Raw genomic sequence first — 16,355 nt, 5'->3', positions numbered from 1 at the left:
GCCCCGACGACGCGCCGAACACCAGCTCGGCCGCGATCAGCGTGCGCCAGGCAAAGGCCCAGCCGATCTTCAGGCCCGACAGGATCGCCGGCAGCGCCGCCGGCACCAGCACCAGCGCGACATAGCGCAGCCCGCGCAGGCCGTAGTTGCGGCCCGCCATGCGCAGCGTCGGCGGCACCGCCCGGAAGCCCGCGTACATGTTCAGCGCCAGCGGCCACAGCACCGAATGGACCAGCACGAAGACCAGGCTTTTGGTGCCCAGCCCGAACCACAGCAGCGCCAGCGGCAATAGCGCGATCGCCGGCAGCGGATTGAACATGGCGGTGAGCGTGTCCAGCACATCGCGCCCGAAGCGCGTGGACACCGCCAGCGAGGTCAGCACGAACGCCAGCACGATCCCGGCGGCATAGCCGCGCAGCAGCACCGACAGCGAAATCGCCGCCTTGCCCGGCAGCTCGCCGCTGGCCACCGCGTCGCCGAAGGCGCGCATCGTGGCCAGGCATGACGGCAGCAGCAGGTCGTTGTCCTGCACGCGCGCCACCAGCTCCCAGATCAGCCCCAGCGCCAGCAGGATCACCGCCTTGCGCAGCCAGCCGTGTTGCCACAGGCGCTGGTGCCACGGCAGCGCGCGCGCAAGCGGGGCTTCGGTGAAGGGTTCAGGCTCGCGTTCGTATTCGGGCCGATGCGTGTCGGCCAGTGTCAGTGTCGGTTGCGTCATGATGCGATGTCCCGGTTCAGCGGCCCGCCGCGCTGCGCGCACGCGGCGCGGCCTCGGCGGCGGGCTCGTCGAACAGCAAGGTATGGATGCGTTGCGCGGCGGCCTGGAATTCGGCGCCGCCCTGGCTGGCCAGGCTGAACTGGTGGCTGTTGAGCTCCGCGCGCACGCGGCCCGGGTGCGGCGACAGCAGCAGGATGCGGCTGCCCACCACCAGCGCCTCTTCGATCGAATGGGTGACGAACAGCAGCGTGAAGGCCGCGTCGTCCCAGAGCGCCAGCAGCTCTTCCTGCATGCGCCGGCGCGTGAGCGCATCCAGCGCGGCAAAGGGCTCGTCCATCAGCAGCACCTTGGGGCGCATCGCCAGTGCGCGCGCGATTGCCACGCGCTGCTTCATGCCGCCCGACAGCGTATGCGGGTAGGCATCGGCAAAATCGGCCAGCCCCACCTTGTGCAGGCTGTCCAGCGCCAGCTCGCGCGCCTCTGCGCGCGACAGCTTGCGCGCTTGCCGCAGCGGGAACATCACGTTCTGCACCACCGTTTTCCACGGCGGCAGCTGGTCGAACTCCTGGAACACCACGATGCGGTCCGGCCCGGGCTGCAGCACACGCCGGCCTTCCAGCCGGATCTCGCCCTCGCTGGGCGGAACGAACCCGGCAACCGCCTTCAGCAACGTGGACTTGCCGCAGCCGGACGGGCCCAGCAGCACGAAGCGGTCGCCGGCATGCACGTCGAAGCTGACGCGATGGGTGGCGCGCACGATGCGCTCGGGCATGCGGTACTCCAGCGACACGCCGTCGACCTGCAGCAACGGCGTGGCGCGCTCCGACACCACGCGCAGGTTATGGGTGGCCATGCTCAGCTCCCCTGCGCGGTGACCGGGTCCTGGAAGAAGTAGTCCTGCCAGGACTTGGGCTGGTTGCGGATCGCGCCCACGCGGTGCATGAAAGCGGCCAGTGCAAAGGTGTTCTGCGGCGCCACGCGGAACTGCACCTGCGGATTCTTCAGCACGCGCAGCAGCAGCGCGCGGTCGGTCTTGGCCTTGCTCTGGCGCAGGTAGATATCGGCGGCCGCTTCCGGATTGGCGGTGGCAAAGGCCGCGGCCTCGGCCAGCGCATCGACGAAGGCGCGATAGGTCTTGGGGTTGTCGCTGCGGAACTTCTCGGTCGCGTACAGCACCGTGGAAGAACTCGGACCGCCCAGCACGTCATAGGAATTCAGCACGATGCGCGCGTTGGGGTTGCCCGCCAGCTCCTGCTCCTGGAACGGCGGATTGCCGAAGTGGCCGGTGATCTCGGTGCCGCCGGAGATGATCGCCGCGGCCGCATCCGGGTGCGGCACCGCCACGGTCCACTTGTCGAGGCGGTTGTATTCCTTGTCGCCCCATTGCCTGGCCGCAGCCAGTTGCAGCACGCGCGACTGCACCGACACGCCCACCGCCGGCAGCGCGATGCGGTCCTTCTCGGTGAAGTCGGCAATCGACTTCACCTTGGGGTTGTTGCTGACCAGGTAGTACGGGAAGTTGCCCAGCGATGCCACGCCGCGCACGTTCTGCTTGCCGTGGGTGCGGTCCCACAGCGTCAGCAGCGGGCCCACGCCGGCGCCGGCGATATCGATGGCACCGGACAGCAGCGCATCATTGACCGCGGCTCCACCCGACAGTTGCGTCCATTCGACCTTGATGTCGACACCCTGCTGCTTGCCGTGCTTTTCGATCAGCTGCTGGTCGCGCGCCACGTTGAGCAGCAGGTAGACCACGCCGAACTGCTCGGCGATGCGCAGCTTGCCTTCGGCGTGCGCGGTGCCGGTGATGGCGAGGCCGGCGCTCAGCGCCAGCAGGCCGAGCTTGCGGGAAAAACGAGTGAACATGATCAGGACTCCGGGGAATACGGTGGATTGGCGCTCGCCGCTGCGAGCGCCCTGGGATGACTTGCGATACCGCTGCCGCCTTCAGCGCGGCACGTCGCCTTCGATGGTGGTGCGGTACATCACGCGCCGCAGTTCCGGCGGACAGCCCGCGGCAAGATGCAGCAGCGAGCGGTTGTCCCAGAACACCAGGTCATGTGGCTGCCACTGGTGGCGGTAGATGTGGGCGGGCTTGACGCTGTGCGCGAACAACTGGTCCAGCAGGTCGCGGCTTTCCTGCTCGGGCAGGCCGACGATGCGGGTGGTGAAGTGCTCGCTGACAAAGAGCGCCTTGCGCCCCGTTTCCGGATGGGTGCGCACCACCGGCTGCAGCACCGGCCTGACCTGCGCGACCTGCTCCGGCGTCAGGTTGGGCCGCCACGGGCTGCGCTGCTGCAGCTCGGCATAGCGCGCCAGGTAAGTGTGCTCGGCCTGCAGGCCATCGACGGCGCGTTGCAGCGCCGCCGGCAGCGTGTCCCAGGCCAGGTGCATGTTGGCGAACAGCGTGTCGCCGCCTTCGGCGGGCAGCTCGCGCGCATGCAGCAGCGAACCGAGGCTGGGCTTTTCCTTGTACGACAGGTCCGAATGCCAGAAGTGGCCGGCATCGCCCAGCCCGATCGGCTTGCCGTTCTCGACCACGTTGGACACCACCAGCACTTCCGCATGGCCCGGCAGCTGGAACTGGTGCAGCACGTGGATCTGCAACGGCCCGAAGCGGCGGCTGAAATCGATCTGCTGCGCCGGCGTGATCTGCTGGTCGCGGAACACCACCACGTGGTAGTCGAGGTGGGCGCGATGGATGCGGGCAAAATCCGCGTCGGACAGTGGCTGCGACAAGTCGAGCCCGATCACTTCCGCGCCCAGCGGCGCGTCCAGCAGACGGATCTCGAAGTTGCCCGCGCCTGCGGACAATGCGGTGGAAAGCGGTGCGCTCTGCTGGCGCGAAACACTGGCGTGGGCGGTTGCGGTCGTCATGGCAAGCTCTGGCACGGGGGAAGCCGATGCGGCATCCGGGATGCCGCGTACAAGCTTGCACTGTAGAGAGCCGGCCACTGCACGGTCAACGAATCAAATCGCTGGCCCTTATCCGCTTATCGCATATCCATGTCTCGACATTGGCGGGCCATCAGGGCTTGCCGGGGCAACCGCTGCGGCACGGCACGTTGGCGGTATCCGGGCGCGCGTCGGCGACAAAGCCATCGCGGTTCGGCATCTTCACCTGCGGCAGCGTGCGCGCGTCCAGCACCGCATCTGCGGGCAGGATGCCGTTCTTGTGCAGCAGCCACGCAGTGACGGCATAGACCTCGTCCGGTGCCAGGCTCTGCGGCGCGTTGTAGGGCATGGCACGGTTGATGAAGTCGAATACCGTGGTCGCGTAGGGCCAGAAGCTGCCGATGGTCTTGACCGGGTCCTTGCCCCTGGCGGCGTCCTTCAGCGTGCCCTGCCCGCCCACCAGCGCATCGGCCGGCTTGCCTTCGCCATTGACGCCGTGACATGCGGCACAGTGCTGCGCATAGACCTGCTGGCCACGCGCGACCGTGCCGCTGCCCGGCGGCAGGCCCGTGCCGTCCGGGGTCACGTCGATATTCCACGCGGCAAGGTCGCGCTCGCTGGCGGGGCGGCCTATGCCATAGGTCTGCGCAACGGCCGTTTGCGCGGTGCAGGCCAGCGCGAGCACCGCGACGGTACCGCTGAATCGTTCAAGCGCGCGCATTGGCAATACTCCCGTCCGCGGCCACGCGCCAGCGCTGGATCGCGTTGTAGTGATAGGTGGAAGCCACGCCGCGCGCGGCCACGAGCTGGTCCGGCGTAGGCTGGACGTTGCCGGCTTCGTCGATGGCGCGGCTCTCCAGCGAAGCTGGCCCGCCATCCCAGCGCCACGGCAGGCGAAAACGCACCAGCGCGCGGTCCAGCACCGGCTCCTGCAGCTGCGCCTCGCGCCAGCTGCGGCCGCCGTCGACCGACACCTCGACGCGGCGGATGCGCCCATGGCCCGACCACGCCAGGCCCGAGATCTCATAGAACCCGCGCTCACGCAGTTTGTGGTCCGGCGCGGGGAAGGTGATCACGGACTTCACGTCCATCAGGAAGGTGAACTGCCGCGCGCTGCCGTCGGGCAAGGAGTCCGTGTACTTCGACGTCTCTTCGCGCGACATGAACGGCGCGCGCCCCAGCTTCAGGCGCCGCAGCCACTTGATGGACATGTTGCCCTCATAGCCCGGCAGGAACAGCCGCAGCGGATAGCCATGCTCGGGCCGCAGCATCTCGCCGTTCTGCGCATAGACCAGCAATGCGTCTTCCAGCGCCTTGGCCAGCGGCACGCTGCGCGTCATGGCTGCACCATCGGCGCCCTCGGCCAGCACCCACGCAGCTTCCGGCGCCACGCCGATTTCGTCCAGCACCACGGACAACGGCACGCCGGTCCACTCACAGCAAGACAGCAGGCCGTGGCTGATCTGAACCGATTTCGCACCGGGCGCCTTCCACTCGCGCCCGGTGTTGCCCGAGCACTCCAGGAAATGGATGCGCGATACCGACGGCAGGCGCACCAGGTCGTCCATGGTGAAGATGCGCGGGCGCGCCACCAGCCCGTGCACCGCCAGCCGGTGCTGCGCCGGGTCGATCAGCGGGATGCCGGCGTGATGGCGCTCGAACACCAGCCCGGTCGGCGTGATGATGCCGCGCAGGTCCTGCAGCGGCGTCATCGACGAGTTGGCGCCGGGCAGCGGCGCCGCGCTGCGGCTGCGCCGCACCACGTCTTTCTCGAACGGGGACGGCTGGCCGTAGGCATGCCACAGCACGGGCTCGCCCGGCGTGCGTGTCCACGGCGCAACCGTCAGCGGCTCAGCGCGCGCCGCGGTGGCGGCGCCAGCCGCGGCGGCGCCCAGCACCGCCCCGCGCTGCAGGAAGCGCCGGCGGCCGGAAGTCAGGTCATTGCTCATCGTGAGGGCGTGGTCAGTCTGGTAGCGATCAAAATGCGCAGACTGTAGGACAGCACCGGCACTCGGCCAACGAAGAAGATTGCATGCCGATATGCCAACGCCGCGCCGCGCGCCATATGCGCGGGGCCGATAACCAAAGCCGGAATCATTCGTTCAGGTTCGCGCGCAGCGCCGCTTATCGTGGAGCCGTCCTCCACTTCAAGAAGGTCTGCACGATGACGACCCCGCGCCCCGATGCCACCGCAGCACCCACGCTGACCCGCCGCGAGCTGCTGCGCTGCGCGGCCTGGTCCGGGCTGGGCATGGCCGCGTCGCTGTCGCCGCTGTCCGCGTTCAGCGCCAGCCCGGCAGCGCGGCCCGACGTGATCCGCGTCGGCGTGGCCCAGCCCGCCACCGGCACCCCGCCCAGCTTTGCCGGCAGTTCGCTGGCGATTGCCCATGCGCGCGGCTGGCTCGAGGAATCGTTCAAGCCGACCGGCACGCGCGTGGAGTGGTTCTTCTTCAAGGGCGCCGGCCCCGCCGTCAACGAGGCGCTGGCCAACCGCCAGCTCGACTTCGCACTGCAGGGCGACCTGCCGTCCATCGTGGCGCGCTCCGCGGGCCTGAAGACGCGGCTGGTGCTGGCCACCGGCGTGCGCGCCAACATCTATGTGGGGGTGCCACCCGATTCGCCGCTGAAGACGGTCAGCGACCTGCGCGGCAAGCGCGTGTCGCTGTTCAAGGGCACCAACATGCATCTGCCGGCGCTGCGCCTGCTGGAAGCGAACGGGCTGTCGGACAAGGACCTGCGCCTGCTCAACCTGGACACGGCCGGCTACCTGGCGGCGCTGTCCACGCGCGACATCGACGCCGCCATCGGCGCCATGGACATCCTGCGCCTGCGCGACAAGGGCGCGGTGCGCATCCTGTACTCCAGCAAGAACCAGTCGCCGACCTACACACGGCAAAGCCATGTACTGGTGAGCGACGATTTCGCCGGGCGCTATCCGGAAGCCACGCAGCACCTGGTGAAGGCCGCGGTCGAGGCGGCGCGGTGGGCCTCGGACGAGAGCCATCGCGAGGAGGTGCTGCGCACCTGGGCGCGTGCTGGCACGCCTTATGACCACTGGAAGGAGGACTTCGACGGCGAGCCGCTGCGGGTGCGGCTGAACCCGAATTTCGATCCCTTCCTGGTCAGCCGCTACAAGGATGCGGTCGAGCAGGCCTATCGCTTCAAGCTGAGCCGTGCGCGCTTTGACGTGGACCAGTGGATCGACCAGCGCTTCCTGAGAGTGGCTCTCAACGACCTGAACCTGCAGAGCTACTGGCCCGTCTACCAACCCAACGGCAAGATCCTGGGAGCCTGACACCATGTCCGTCGCCGAATCGCTTTCACTGCCCGCCGCAGCAGCAGCACCGCGCGCGCCTTCCCCGCGCAGGCCACTGCGCTGGCGGGATGCCACACGCTGGCTGCTGGCCTGGCCGGTGCCGCTGGCGCTGCTGCTGGTGTGGTACGTGGCCGCCCGCAATGCCTGGATTCCGCCGCAGGTGCTGCCCGCACCCGAAGATGTCGCACGCACGCTGGCCGACCTCTGGCAAAGCGGTGAACTGCAGGCCAACCTGGCTATCAGCGCGCTGCGCGTGGCCGGTGGCTTTGCCTTGGGGCTGGCCGGCGGCCTGGCGCTGGGCGCGGCCATGGGCCTGTCGCCGACGTTGCGCGACTACGTCTACCCGACCTTCAAGGCGTTCAGCCAGGTGCCGGTGCTGGGCTGGCTGCCGCTGCTGATGCTGCTGGTCGGCATCGACGAAGCGCTCAAGGTGATCCTGATCGCCAAGGCCGCCTTCGTGCCGGTGGCGCTGAACACGTACAAGGGCATCGGCAGCGTGCCGACCCGCTACCTGGAAGTGGCGCGGGTGCTGCAGCTCACGCGCTGGCAGACGCTGTCGCGCGTGGTGCTGCCCGCCGCGGCCGCGCCGGTGTGGAACGGCGTGCGCTACGGCCTGACGCACGCGTGGCTGGCGCTGGTGGTGGTGGAGCTGCTGGCCTCGTCCGAGGGGCTGGGCTACATGATCGTCTACGGGCGCCAGCTGTTCCAGCTCGACATGGTGCTCGCCGCCGTGGTGGTGGTGGGCGTGGTGGGCTTTGCGCTGGACAAGACGCTGGCGCTGGCCGAAGGCGCGGTGCTGCGCTGGCGCAAGCCGGGCTTCTGAGGCGAGGCCGCGATGACCACTTCCGCTATCCGCCCCCGTATTCGCCTGCCCCGCGCCTTGCGCGGCTGGGTGCTGCCGCTCGCGCTGCTCGCGCTGTGGTGGGCCGCCGTGCGCTTTGGCTGGACCACTTCGCCGCTGCTGGTGCCGGTATCCGGCGTCTGGGACACCGCGGTGCGCCAGGTGCAGAGCGGCGCGCTGGCCACGGCATTGGCCGCCAGCCTGTGGCGCGACCTGGCCGGCTTTGCCATCGGCGCCAGCGCCGGGCTGGTGTTCGGCACGGCGCTGGGCCTGTCGCGCCTGTTCGAACGCATGGTCGGTCCGAGCTTTCACACGGTCAAGCAGATCTCGCTGTTTGCATGGATCCCGCTGATCTCGGTCTGGTTCGGGCTGGGCGATGCCGCCAAGGTGGTGTTCCTGTCGCTGGCCGCATTCTTCCCGGTGGTGCTGAACACCTTCGAAGGCATCCGCGCCGTGCCGGCGGACCTGCTCGAGGTTGCGCGCGTCCTGCGATTCAACCGCACCCAGGTGCTGTGGCGCGTGGTGCTACCGTCGGCGGCGCCGTCGATCTTCGCCGGCATCCACCTGGGACTGATCTATGCGTGGCTGGCCACGCTCGGCGCCGAGTACCTGCTGGTATCCGGCAAGGGCATCGGCAACACCATGACCGACGGCCGCGAGAACTTCTGGATGGACCTGGTGATCTTCGGCGTGATCGTGGTCGGCCTGGTCGGCTTCACGCTGAACTGGATTGCCAGCCGCATCGAGTCCCGCCTGCTCGCCTGGCGCGGGCGCTCGGTGGCCGCGGGCTGAGCCACGCTGCACCTTATTGAACGGAGACCGCAAATGCCACATGCCGGCACGCTAAGCATCGCGCACCTGCACAAGCAGTACGAAGTCGAGGGCCGGGCGCTGCCCGTGCTCGAGGACATCACCCTGACCATCGCCCCGGGCGAGTTCGTCAGCATCGTCGGCGCCAGCGGCTGCGGCAAGTCCACCCTGCTGCGGCTGGTGGTGGGCCTGGAAGAGGACTACCGCGGCGAGATCCTGCTGGACGGCAAGCGCGTATCGGGCACCAGCCTGCAGCGCGGCATCGTGTTCCAGGAGCATCGCCTGTTCCCGTGGCTGACGGTGGAACAGAACATCCGGCTGGCGCTGCTCAACACGCCGGGCAGCGACGCGGAGAAAGGCCGCAACGTGGCCGAGCATATCGCGCTGGTTGGCCTGCGCGGCTTCGAGCAGGCCTATCCGCACCAGCTCTCCGGCGGCATGTCGCAGCGCGTGGCAATTGCGCGGGCACTGGTGACGCGCCCCGAGATCCTGCTGCTCGACGAGCCCTTCGGCGCGCTCGACGCGATGACGCGGGCCTACCTGCAGCAGGAACTGCAGCGCATCTGGCAGGCCGAGGGCATCACCATGATCCTGGTCACCCACGACGTCGAGGAAGCCGTCTTCCTGGGCGACCGCGTGGTGGTGATGGAACCCCGGCCCGGCCGCATCCGCCGCATCCTGCCGGTGGACCTGCCGCATCCGCGCGAACGCGCCGGACCTCCCTTCGCGCGGGCGCGCGATGCCGTGCTGCGCGAATTCGCCGGGCAGGAGCCTGTCGTGCAGCGGACCCCCGAACCTGAACTCGCCTGACCCAACCCTCTTACATCCCCGGAGCTTCGCGATGACCCAAGCCAACGCCACGCAAGACCAGACCGTCCAGCTCGACATCCACCCGGTTGCCGGCCGCATCGGCGCCGAGATCCGCGGCGTCGCGCTGCACGGCGACCTGCCGCCCGCCACCTTCGCCGCCATCCGCGCAGCCTTGCTCAGGCACAAGGTGCTGTTCTTCCGCGACCAGGTCCATCTTGACGATGCCGCGCAGCAGGGCTTTGCGCGCCTGTTCGGCGACACCGTGCCGCACCCGACCGTGCCCTCTCGCGACGGCACGCAATTGCTGGAGCTCGACTCACAGCACGGCGGCCGCGCCAATTCCTGGCATACCGACGTGACCTTCGACCTGGCCTACCCCGCGGTCTCGGTGCTGCGCGCCGTGACCGTTCCCGCCGCCGGCGGCGACACGGTGTGGGCCAACACCGCCGCCGCGTACCAGGACCTGCCCGAGCCGCTGCGTGAACTGGCCGACAAGCTGTGGGCGCTGCACACCAACGACTACGACTACGCGGCCACGCGCGTCAATCCGAGCGACGAAGGGCTGAAGCGCTACCGCGAGCTATTTACCTCGGCGCTCTACGAGACCGAGCACCCGGTGGTGCGCGTGCACCCGGAAACCGGTGAACGCACGCTGGTGCTGGGCCACTTCGTCAAGAAGCTGCTGGACTACTCGTCGGCCGATTCGGCGCACCTGATTGCCGTGCTGCAGGGCCATGTGCACCGGCTGGAGAACACCGTGCGCTGGCGCTGGCGCGCGGGCGACGTCGCCATCTGGGACAACCGCGCCACCCAGCACTACGCCATCAACGACTATGGCGACGCGCACCGGGTGGTGCGCCGGGCCACCGTGGCCGGCGACATTCCGGTCGGCGTGGATGGCCGCCGCAGCAAGGCGGTGAAGGCGGGCGTGCGCAGCGAAGGCGCGGCGCCGGCCAACCAGTCCGCCGCTGCCGCGCAACGGCAAGCGGCCTGATCCGGCCAGTTGCTTCCGGGGAGCACGATCGATGTCACAGCAAAAGCCGCCGCGCCACCTGCATCTGGGCGCCTTTCTCCAGGCCACCGGGCACCATGTCGCCGGGTGGCGCCATCCGGGAGCGCAGGCCGATGCCGGGCGCAACCTGGCGCACTACATCGCGCTGGCGCAGCGCGCCGAGGCCGCGGGGTTCGATGCGCTGTTCCTGGCGGACGGCGTTGCCATCCGCGGCATGGACGATGCCACCCTGCCGCGCACCGCGCGCGCCGCCACCTTCGAGCCGCTGACGCTGCTGTCGGCACTGGCGGCAGTGACGCAGCGCATCGGCCTGGTGGCGACCGTCTCCACCACCTACAACGAGCCCTTTCATGTGGCGCGCAAGTTCGCCTCGCTCGACCACCTCAGCGGCGGCCGCGCGGGCTGGAACGTGGTGACGTCGTGGTCGGATGCCGAAGCGCGCAACTTCAGCCTCGAACGTCATCCCGCGCACGCGGATCGCTACGCCCGCGCCGAAGAGTTTGTCGACGTGGTCACCGGGCTGTGGGACACCTGGGAGGACGATGCCTTCCTGTACGACAAGGACAGCGGCCGGCATTTCGATGCGGACAAGCTGCACACGCTCGACCATCGCGGCGCGCACTTCCAGGTGCGCGGACCGCTCAACGTCGCGCGCCCGCCGCAGGGCCATCCGGTGATCGTGCAGGCTGGCTCGTCGGAGGCCGGGCAGGAACTGGCGGCCCGCACCGCCGAGGTCATCTTTACCGCGCAGCAGTCGCAGGCCGATGCGCAGGCCTTTTATCGTGGCCTGAAAGCGCGGCTCGCGCGCTATGGCCGCACGTCCGATCAACTCAAGATCCTGCCTGGCGTGTTCCCGGTGGTGGGCCGCAGCGAGGCCGAGGCGCAGGAGAAATTCGAAGCGCTGCAGAGCCTGATCCATCCGTCGGTGGGGCTGGCCCTGCTGTCGCAGCACCTGGGCGGGATCGACCTGAGCGGCTATCCGCTGGACGGCCCGCTGCCCGACAACCTGGCCGAACCGAACGGCGCCAAGAGCCGCTTCCAGCTGGTTACCGGCCTGGCCCGGCGCGAGGGTCTCACCATCCGCCAGCTGTGCCTGCGCGTGGCCACCGCGCGCGGCCACTGGTCGATCCACGGCACGCCGCAGTCCATCGCCGACCAGCTGCAGGCGTGGTTCGAGGGCGAGGCCGCCGATGGCTTCAACGTGATGCCGCCCTGGCTGCCGGGCGGGCTCGATGATTTCATCGAACTGGTGCTGCCGGAACTGCGCCGGCGCGGGCTCTTTCGCGAGCACTATACGGGCACCACGCTGCGCGAGCACCTGGGGCTGCGCCGGCCCGAGAACCTGCGCTGGCGGCAGGTCGAAGCGCCGCTCGCGGTCGGGGCATGACCGCTGCGCTGCGGCACCGCGCATATCCAAATGCAATAAGTTTCCTTGCCTCGCGCGAGCGCCGTCGGCAACCATAGCGGCCACGCCGCAGGGGCGTGCGCGGGCCGGCTGGTACCATCGCACGGCCTGGTGCGCCCGCGCGGCGCACCGCTCGGCATGCCCGGCGCCATGGCAGGCACTGCCCCGTCGCGCCGGTCCGGCACCCAACAGCGAGACGAAGAGAGAAGAAGATGAGACTCGAAACCCTGGCCGTCCATGGCGGCTATTCGCCCGATCCCACCACGCGCGCGGTGGCCGTGCCCATCTACCAGACGGTGGCCTACGCCTTCGACAGCGCCCAGCACGGCGCCGACCTGTTCGACCTGAAGGTGGCCGGCAACATCTACAGCCGCATCATGAACCCGACCAACGACGTGCTCGAGCAGCGCCTGGCCGCGCTCGAGGGCGGCGTGGGCGCGCTGGCGCTGGCGTCCGGCATGGCGGCAATCACGTATGCGATCCAGACCATTGCCGAGGCCGGCGACAACATCGTCTCGTCGAGCCAGCTCTATGGCGGCACCTACAACCTGCTGGCGCACACGCTGCCGCAGTCCGGCATCGAGACGCGCTTTGCCGATGGCCGCAACCCGGCCAGCTTCGGCGACCTGATCGACGCGCGCACCAAGGCGATCTTCGTGGAGTCGGTGGGCAACCCGCTCGGCAACGTGGTCGATATCGAAGCCATCGCGCGCGTGGCGCACAACCACGGCGTGCCGCTGATCGTCGACAACACGGTGCCATCGCCCTACCTGTGCCGTCCGTTCGAGCATGGCGCGGATATCGTCGTGCATTCGCTGACCAAGTACCTGGGCGGCCACGGCAACAGCGTCGGCGGCGCCATCATCGACAGCGGCAAGTTCCCCTGGGCCCAGCACAAGGAACGCTTCAAGCGCCTGAACGAGCCCGACGTCTCCTATCACGGCGTGGTCTACACCGAGGCGCTGGGCCCGGCCGCCTACATCGGCCGCGCGCGCGTGGTGCCGCTGCGCAATACCGGCGCGGCGCTGTCGCCTTTCAATGCCTTCCTGATCCTGCAAGGCATCGAAACCCTGGCGCTGCGGCTGGACCGCATCACCGAGAACGCGCTGGCGATTGCCCGCCACCTGCAGCAGCATGCCAAGGTGGACTGGGTCAACTTTGCCGGCCTGCCCGACCATGCCGACCACGCGCTGGTGCAGAAGTACCTGGGCGGGCGCGGCCCCGGCATCCTGTCGTTCGGCCTGAAGCAAGGCGGCCGTGAAGGCGGCGCGCGCTTCCTGGACGCGCTGCAGCTGTTCACGCGGCTGGTCAATATCGGCGATGCCAAGTCGCTGGCCACGCATCCGGCGTCGACCACGCATCGGCAACTCAATGCGGATGAACTGAAGGCGGCGGGCGTCAGTGAGGACATGGTGCGGCTGTCGGTCGGCATCGAGCATATCGATGATCTGATCGAGGACCTGGATCGGGCGCTGGCGGCAGTCTGACCGCAGGCGTCACAGGGATCCGCAGGGTTTCTCCCTCTCCCGCTTGCGGGAGAGGGGAGCGTACGCGAAGGGTGGTAGCACTCCCGAAAGCTATCGGTCGCCAGCACGACCTACCTCCCACCACGCTTGCCGTGCGCCTCCAGCACAAAGTAGCCGATCGCCCCGATCATCAGCGGAATCAGGTAATACATCGCGCGATACGCAATCAGCGCCGCCAGCAGCAGCCCGTGCGGCACCTGGCCGCCCAGCATCGTCAGGAACACGGTCTCGATCACGCCGAGACCCCCGGGGATCCGCACCACCACGCCCGCCAGCCCCGACGCCAGCAATACCCCAAGCACCGTGAAGTACCCCGCATGCGTATGCAGCAGCGAAAACAGGATCGCCGCCATCGCCATCCAGTGGGCTGCAGACAAGAGGATTTGCAGCGCCGCGAAGCCGACCGACGGAACGTAGATATCGTGGTCGCGCACGGTCCGGTGCCGGCCGTGCCAGGTGGCACAGGCAGCCAGGTAGGCAGCCGGCACCGCCAGCATCAGCGCGCCCAGCACCCGTGTCAGCGCCGCGGGAACGCCCCACTCCGGCGGCAGCACCACCAGCTGCGCCACCAGGATGCCCCCCGCCAGCAAGGCATAGCCAAGCCAGTTGCTGCTCACCACCACCACGAACAGGCTCCAGATCTGCGGCAGGGTCAGCCCGGCGCGCGTGTACAGGCGGTAGCGCACGCCCGCGCCGCCCAGCGTGGCCCCGAGGTTGAGGCTGAGCGTGTAGCTGACATAAGAGATCGCCATCACCCGCCGCGCCGGCAACGGGTGTCCGGCATAGTGGCAGCCGAGGCGGTCGAACTGGCTGTACAGCAAGCCGCTCAGCGCAACGAAGGCCGCCGCCGGCGCCAGCGTGCGGGCGTTGAAGCCGCGCAGCGCGGCCAGCACCGCGTCCCAGTCGATGGTGCCCAGCTTGCGCGCGATCAGCGCCAGCACCGCGGCAATGAACAGGATGCCGATGGCACGGCGCCACGCGGGCCAGTGCGCGTGCTGGCGGATCGCCGAGAAGGTCGTCGCGCCCATCATTGCGCGCCTCCCCTCGTCGCCGCGCACCGCAAGACCGGCGTCAGGAATGTGCAGGAATGCAGGCCTGCGTGCGCCAGCCCGGCATGCAATTTCTGGCCTGCCTCGGCTTCAAACAGGATAAAAGTTTCCGGCAGCGCGCTTTCGCGCGCGCACGGGATCGCGCCGGGTCCGCACGACAGGCGCCGCTCTGCGCCGTGCCCTGGCCGGCGGAAACGATTGGAGGCGGACTGCATCGGTGTCATGACCTGAGAAAGCCGCAAACACCGTGCCAGCGCCGGCACGTCAACCACGGCCACGGCTGCGCCGCCAGCGCGTCAGGGCCGCGGCCGCCAGCGCGCCGGCGGCAAGCCCGGCAATGAACACCGCGGCAGCGGTCCCCTCCCAGCCCGCCGCGGCCGCAACATCTGCACGGTCCCGCGCAAGGGGCGCGAGCGACTGCCAGTCGGCAGCCGTGAACTGCGTCATCGCCTGCGCCCCGTCCAGGCCATACACGCAGATCTCCCCGCCGGGCAGCTTGCAGAAGCGCTCGCGCGGGCAGGCCTTGAGGATGGCCTGCGGGGCGCCCTCGCCGCAGCTGGCCCCGGCGCTGCGCAAGACCTGGATCGTGACTTCGGGATGCCGGGTAAGTTGTTCGGGCATGGCGGCCTCCATACGGGTGACGCTGCCCTTCAGCGTAGTGCAGCCAGGCGCCGGCGCCCTTATTCGCCAGCGGCATATGACCATGCGTAATAACTCGTTCGCCTATTGCCTGCCTTTCCATACAATGAGCCGACGCCGCGGCGGGACGCTGCCGGCCTCCAACAACATAACGGGGAGCATCAGATGCAATACGGGAAATTCGGCTTCGTCGCACGGCTGGCGGCAGCGGTGCTGGCACTGGGCGTGATGCAGGGTGCGGGCGCGGCCGATCCGGACAAGAAGGAAATCCGCTTCGGCGCCACCGCCGGCCCCTACGCCGACCAGATCCGCTATGGCGTGAAGCCGGTGCTGGAAAAGCGCGGCTACAAGGTCACCATCATTGAGTTCAGCGACTACGTGCAGCCCAACCTGGCGCTGGCCGACGGCGCCATCGACGCCAATGCGTTCCAGCATGTGGCCTACCTGAAGAAGTTCTCAGCCGACCGCAAGCTGGCGCTGACCGACGTGATCCAGGTGCCGACCGCGCCGATCGGCATCTACAGCCGCAAGCACAAGGGCCTGGCCGAGGTGAAGCCCGGCAATACCGTGTCGCTGCCGAACGATCCCACCAACCTGGCGCGCGCCATCGCCATCCTGCAGCAGATCGGCTGGGTCACGCTCAAGCCGGGCACCGACCCGATCCGCGCCAGCGAGCGCGACATCGACGCCAACCCGCACAAGCTCAAGCTGATCCAGCTGGAAGCCGCCCAACTGCCGCGCTCGCTCGACGACGTGGACTATGCCTTCGTCAACGGCAACTATGCGCTGGCCTCCGGCCTGAAGCTGACCTCGGCGCTGGCGCTGGAGAAGATTCCCGACTACTACATGAACCTGGTCGCGGTGAAGACGGCGGACCTGAACAAGCCCTTCGTCAAGGACATCCGGGAGGCCTACGAGTCGGCGGAGTTCAAGGCCGTGACGCAGCAGCGCTTTGCGGGCTTCGTGCAGCCGCCGTACCAGCGCTGAGCCACCGCGCTCTCGCCCCGAAAGCAAGGAAGCGCCGCCAGGCGCTTTCTCGCTTTTGGGGGGGCAGCTGTCGCGCGCATTGTGCGCAGCAAGACAATTTTGCGCCGCGCGCGCCGCGCAAATGCCCTACACTCAAGCTCAAGTCCCCCGCGCCCAAAAAGCACGGCAGGGATCACAACGCGATCATTGCTGCGGATAGCTGCGAAGATCCTCGCGGCCGTCCCAGCGGATCCTGTCGAGACAACCGCATCGAGAGACCTGCCATGTCCACGGTTGCGCGCTTTGAGATCGGCTACACCCGCTACCTTGCCCCGCCGGGCGACACCTCCTCCCCCACTTCTCCTCCC

16 protein-coding genes are annotated in these 16,355 nt (G+C 68.7%); 8 read left to right on the top strand and 8 right to left on the bottom strand.

The annotated features are described in order from the left end of the window. The 6 genes from AC3WON_RS29375 to soxC all read right to left on the bottom strand — a co-directional run. The coding region (locus AC3WON_RS29375; protein WP_492353317.1) for an ABC transporter permease at positions 1-718 on the bottom strand (718 nt) is incomplete at its 3' end. A 16-nt stretch (positions 719-734) separates the two neighbouring features. After that, entirely contained in the window at positions 735-1,571 is an 837-nt protein-coding gene (locus tag AC3WON_RS29370) for an ABC transporter ATP-binding protein (protein ID WP_492318432.1), read from the bottom strand. A 2-nt stretch (positions 1,572-1,573) separates the two neighbouring features. After that, entirely contained in the window at positions 1,574-2,584 is a 1,011-nt protein-coding gene (locus tag AC3WON_RS29365; RefSeq protein ID WP_492353316.1) for an ABC transporter substrate-binding protein, read from the bottom strand. An 81-nt stretch (positions 2,585-2,665) separates the two neighbouring features. Then, entirely contained in the window at positions 2,666-3,595 is a 930-nt protein-coding gene (locus AC3WON_RS29360) for a TauD/TfdA dioxygenase family protein (protein WP_492353315.1), read from the bottom strand. Positions 3,596-3,746: 151 nt separating this feature from the next. Then, positions 3,747-4,334 (bottom strand): c-type cytochrome, encoded by a 588-nt coding sequence (locus tag AC3WON_RS29355; RefSeq protein WP_492318429.1) that lies wholly within the window; start codon positions 4,332-4,334, stop codon positions 3,747-3,749. Continuing rightward, on the bottom strand, positions 4,321-5,562 hold the full coding sequence (gene soxC, locus AC3WON_RS29350) for a sulfite dehydrogenase (RefSeq protein WP_492318428.1): 1,242 nt from the start codon (positions 5,560-5,562) through the stop codon (positions 4,321-4,323). The genes AC3WON_RS29355 and soxC overlap by 14 nt, the downstream gene beginning before the upstream one ends. A 215-nt stretch (positions 5,563-5,777) precedes the next feature. Between soxC and AC3WON_RS29345 the strand changes: the two genes are divergently transcribed. The 7 genes from AC3WON_RS29345 (at position 5,778) to AC3WON_RS29315 (ending at position 13,294) form a co-directional block, all read left to right on the top strand. After that, entirely contained in the window at positions 5,778-6,908 is a 1,131-nt protein-coding gene (locus AC3WON_RS29345; protein ID WP_492353314.1) for an ABC transporter substrate-binding protein, read from the top strand. A gap of 4 nt (positions 6,909-6,912) precedes the next feature. Next, the gene (locus AC3WON_RS29340; protein ID WP_492353313.1) at positions 6,913-7,752 is read left to right on the top strand and encodes an ABC transporter permease; all 840 of its coding nucleotides are present in this window, start codon (positions 6,913-6,915) and stop codon (positions 7,750-7,752) included. A 12-nt stretch (positions 7,753-7,764) separates the two neighbouring features. Further along, positions 7,765-8,562 (top strand): ABC transporter permease, encoded by a 798-nt coding sequence (locus AC3WON_RS29335; protein WP_492353312.1) that lies wholly within the window; start codon positions 7,765-7,767, stop codon positions 8,560-8,562. A gap of 33 nt (positions 8,563-8,595) precedes the next feature. Then, positions 8,596-9,390 (top strand): ABC transporter ATP-binding protein, encoded by a 795-nt coding sequence (locus tag AC3WON_RS29330; protein WP_492318424.1) that lies wholly within the window; start codon positions 8,596-8,598, stop codon positions 9,388-9,390. A gap of 31 nt (positions 9,391-9,421) precedes the next feature. Continuing rightward, the gene (locus AC3WON_RS29325; RefSeq protein WP_492353311.1) at positions 9,422-10,384 is read left to right on the top strand and encodes a TauD/TfdA dioxygenase family protein; all 963 of its coding nucleotides are present in this window, start codon (positions 9,422-9,424) and stop codon (positions 10,382-10,384) included. 31 nt (positions 10,385-10,415) lie between these two features. Next, entirely contained in the window at positions 10,416-11,789 is a 1,374-nt protein-coding gene (locus tag AC3WON_RS29320; RefSeq protein ID WP_492353310.1) for an LLM class flavin-dependent oxidoreductase, read from the top strand. A gap of 230 nt (positions 11,790-12,019) precedes the next feature. Further along, complete coding sequence (locus AC3WON_RS29315; RefSeq protein WP_492318421.1) at positions 12,020-13,294, top strand: O-acetylhomoserine aminocarboxypropyltransferase/cysteine synthase family protein; 1,275 nt, start codon at positions 12,020-12,022, stop codon at positions 13,292-13,294. Between the two features lie 110 nt (positions 13,295-13,404). On the opposite strand, the gene AC3WON_RS29310 is transcribed toward AC3WON_RS29315, so the two are convergent. Further along, positions 13,405-14,364: a lysylphosphatidylglycerol synthase domain-containing protein gene (locus tag AC3WON_RS29310; protein WP_492353309.1), complete on the bottom strand. Its 960-nt coding sequence runs from the start codon at positions 14,362-14,364 to the stop codon at positions 13,405-13,407. Positions 14,365-14,646: 282 nt separating this feature from the next. Further along, complete coding sequence (locus tag AC3WON_RS29305; protein WP_492353308.1) at positions 14,647-15,003, bottom strand: hypothetical protein; 357 nt, start codon at positions 15,001-15,003, stop codon at positions 14,647-14,649. Between the two features lie 183 nt (positions 15,004-15,186). On the opposite strand from AC3WON_RS29305, the gene AC3WON_RS29300 reads away from it, so the two are divergent. Then, entirely contained in the window at positions 15,187-16,008 is an 822-nt protein-coding gene (locus tag AC3WON_RS29300) for a MetQ/NlpA family ABC transporter substrate-binding protein (RefSeq protein ID WP_010810904.1), read from the top strand. The last annotated feature ends 347 nt before the right edge of the window (positions 16,009-16,355 follow it).

The organism is Cupriavidus sp. FW305-46 (assembly GCF_058787075.1).
This window is presented reverse-complemented; position numbering and strand designations above follow the sequence as displayed.

Bases quoted from the DNA above. Each gene is read 5' to 3' on its own strand.
- AC3WON_RS29330 (WP_492318424.1), top strand. From the start codon at position 8,596: ATGCCACATGCCGGCACGCTAAGCATCGCGCACCTGCACAAGCAGTAC.
- AC3WON_RS29320 (WP_492353310.1), top strand. From the start codon at position 10,416: ATGTCACAGCAAAAGCCGCCGCGCCACCTGCATCTGGGCGCCTTTCTC.
- AC3WON_RS29305 (WP_492353308.1), bottom strand. From the start codon at position 15,003: ATGCCCGAACAACTTACCCGGCATCCCGAAGTCACGATCCAGGTCTTG.
- AC3WON_RS29335 (WP_492353312.1), top strand. From the start codon at position 7,765: ATGACCACTTCCGCTATCCGCCCCCGTATTCGCCTGCCCCGCGCCTTG.
- AC3WON_RS29370 (WP_492318432.1), bottom strand. From the start codon at position 1,571: ATGGCCACCCATAACCTGCGCGTGGTGTCGGAGCGCGCCACGCCGTTG.
- AC3WON_RS29345 (WP_492353314.1), top strand. From the start codon at position 5,778: ATGACGACCCCGCGCCCCGATGCCACCGCAGCACCCACGCTGACCCGC.
- AC3WON_RS29300 (WP_010810904.1), top strand. From the start codon at position 15,187: ATGCAATACGGGAAATTCGGCTTCGTCGCACGGCTGGCGGCAGCGGTG.
- AC3WON_RS29365 (WP_492353316.1), bottom strand. From the start codon at position 2,584: ATGTTCACTCGTTTTTCCCGCAAGCTCGGCCTGCTGGCGCTGAGCGCC.
- AC3WON_RS29315 (WP_492318421.1), top strand. From the start codon at position 12,020: ATGAGACTCGAAACCCTGGCCGTCCATGGCGGCTATTCGCCCGATCCC.
- AC3WON_RS29340 (WP_492353313.1), top strand. From the start codon at position 6,913: ATGTCCGTCGCCGAATCGCTTTCACTGCCCGCCGCAGCAGCAGCACCG.
- soxC (WP_492318428.1), bottom strand. From the start codon at position 5,562: ATGAGCAATGACCTGACTTCCGGCCGCCGGCGCTTCCTGCAGCGCGGG.
- AC3WON_RS29355 (WP_492318429.1), bottom strand. From the start codon at position 4,334: ATGCGCGCGCTTGAACGATTCAGCGGTACCGTCGCGGTGCTCGCGCTG.
- AC3WON_RS29325 (WP_492353311.1), top strand. From the start codon at position 9,422: ATGACCCAAGCCAACGCCACGCAAGACCAGACCGTCCAGCTCGACATC.
- AC3WON_RS29310 (WP_492353309.1), bottom strand. From the start codon at position 14,364: ATGATGGGCGCGACGACCTTCTCGGCGATCCGCCAGCACGCGCACTGG.
- AC3WON_RS29360 (WP_492353315.1), bottom strand. From the start codon at position 3,595: ATGACGACCGCAACCGCCCACGCCAGTGTTTCGCGCCAGCAGAGCGCA.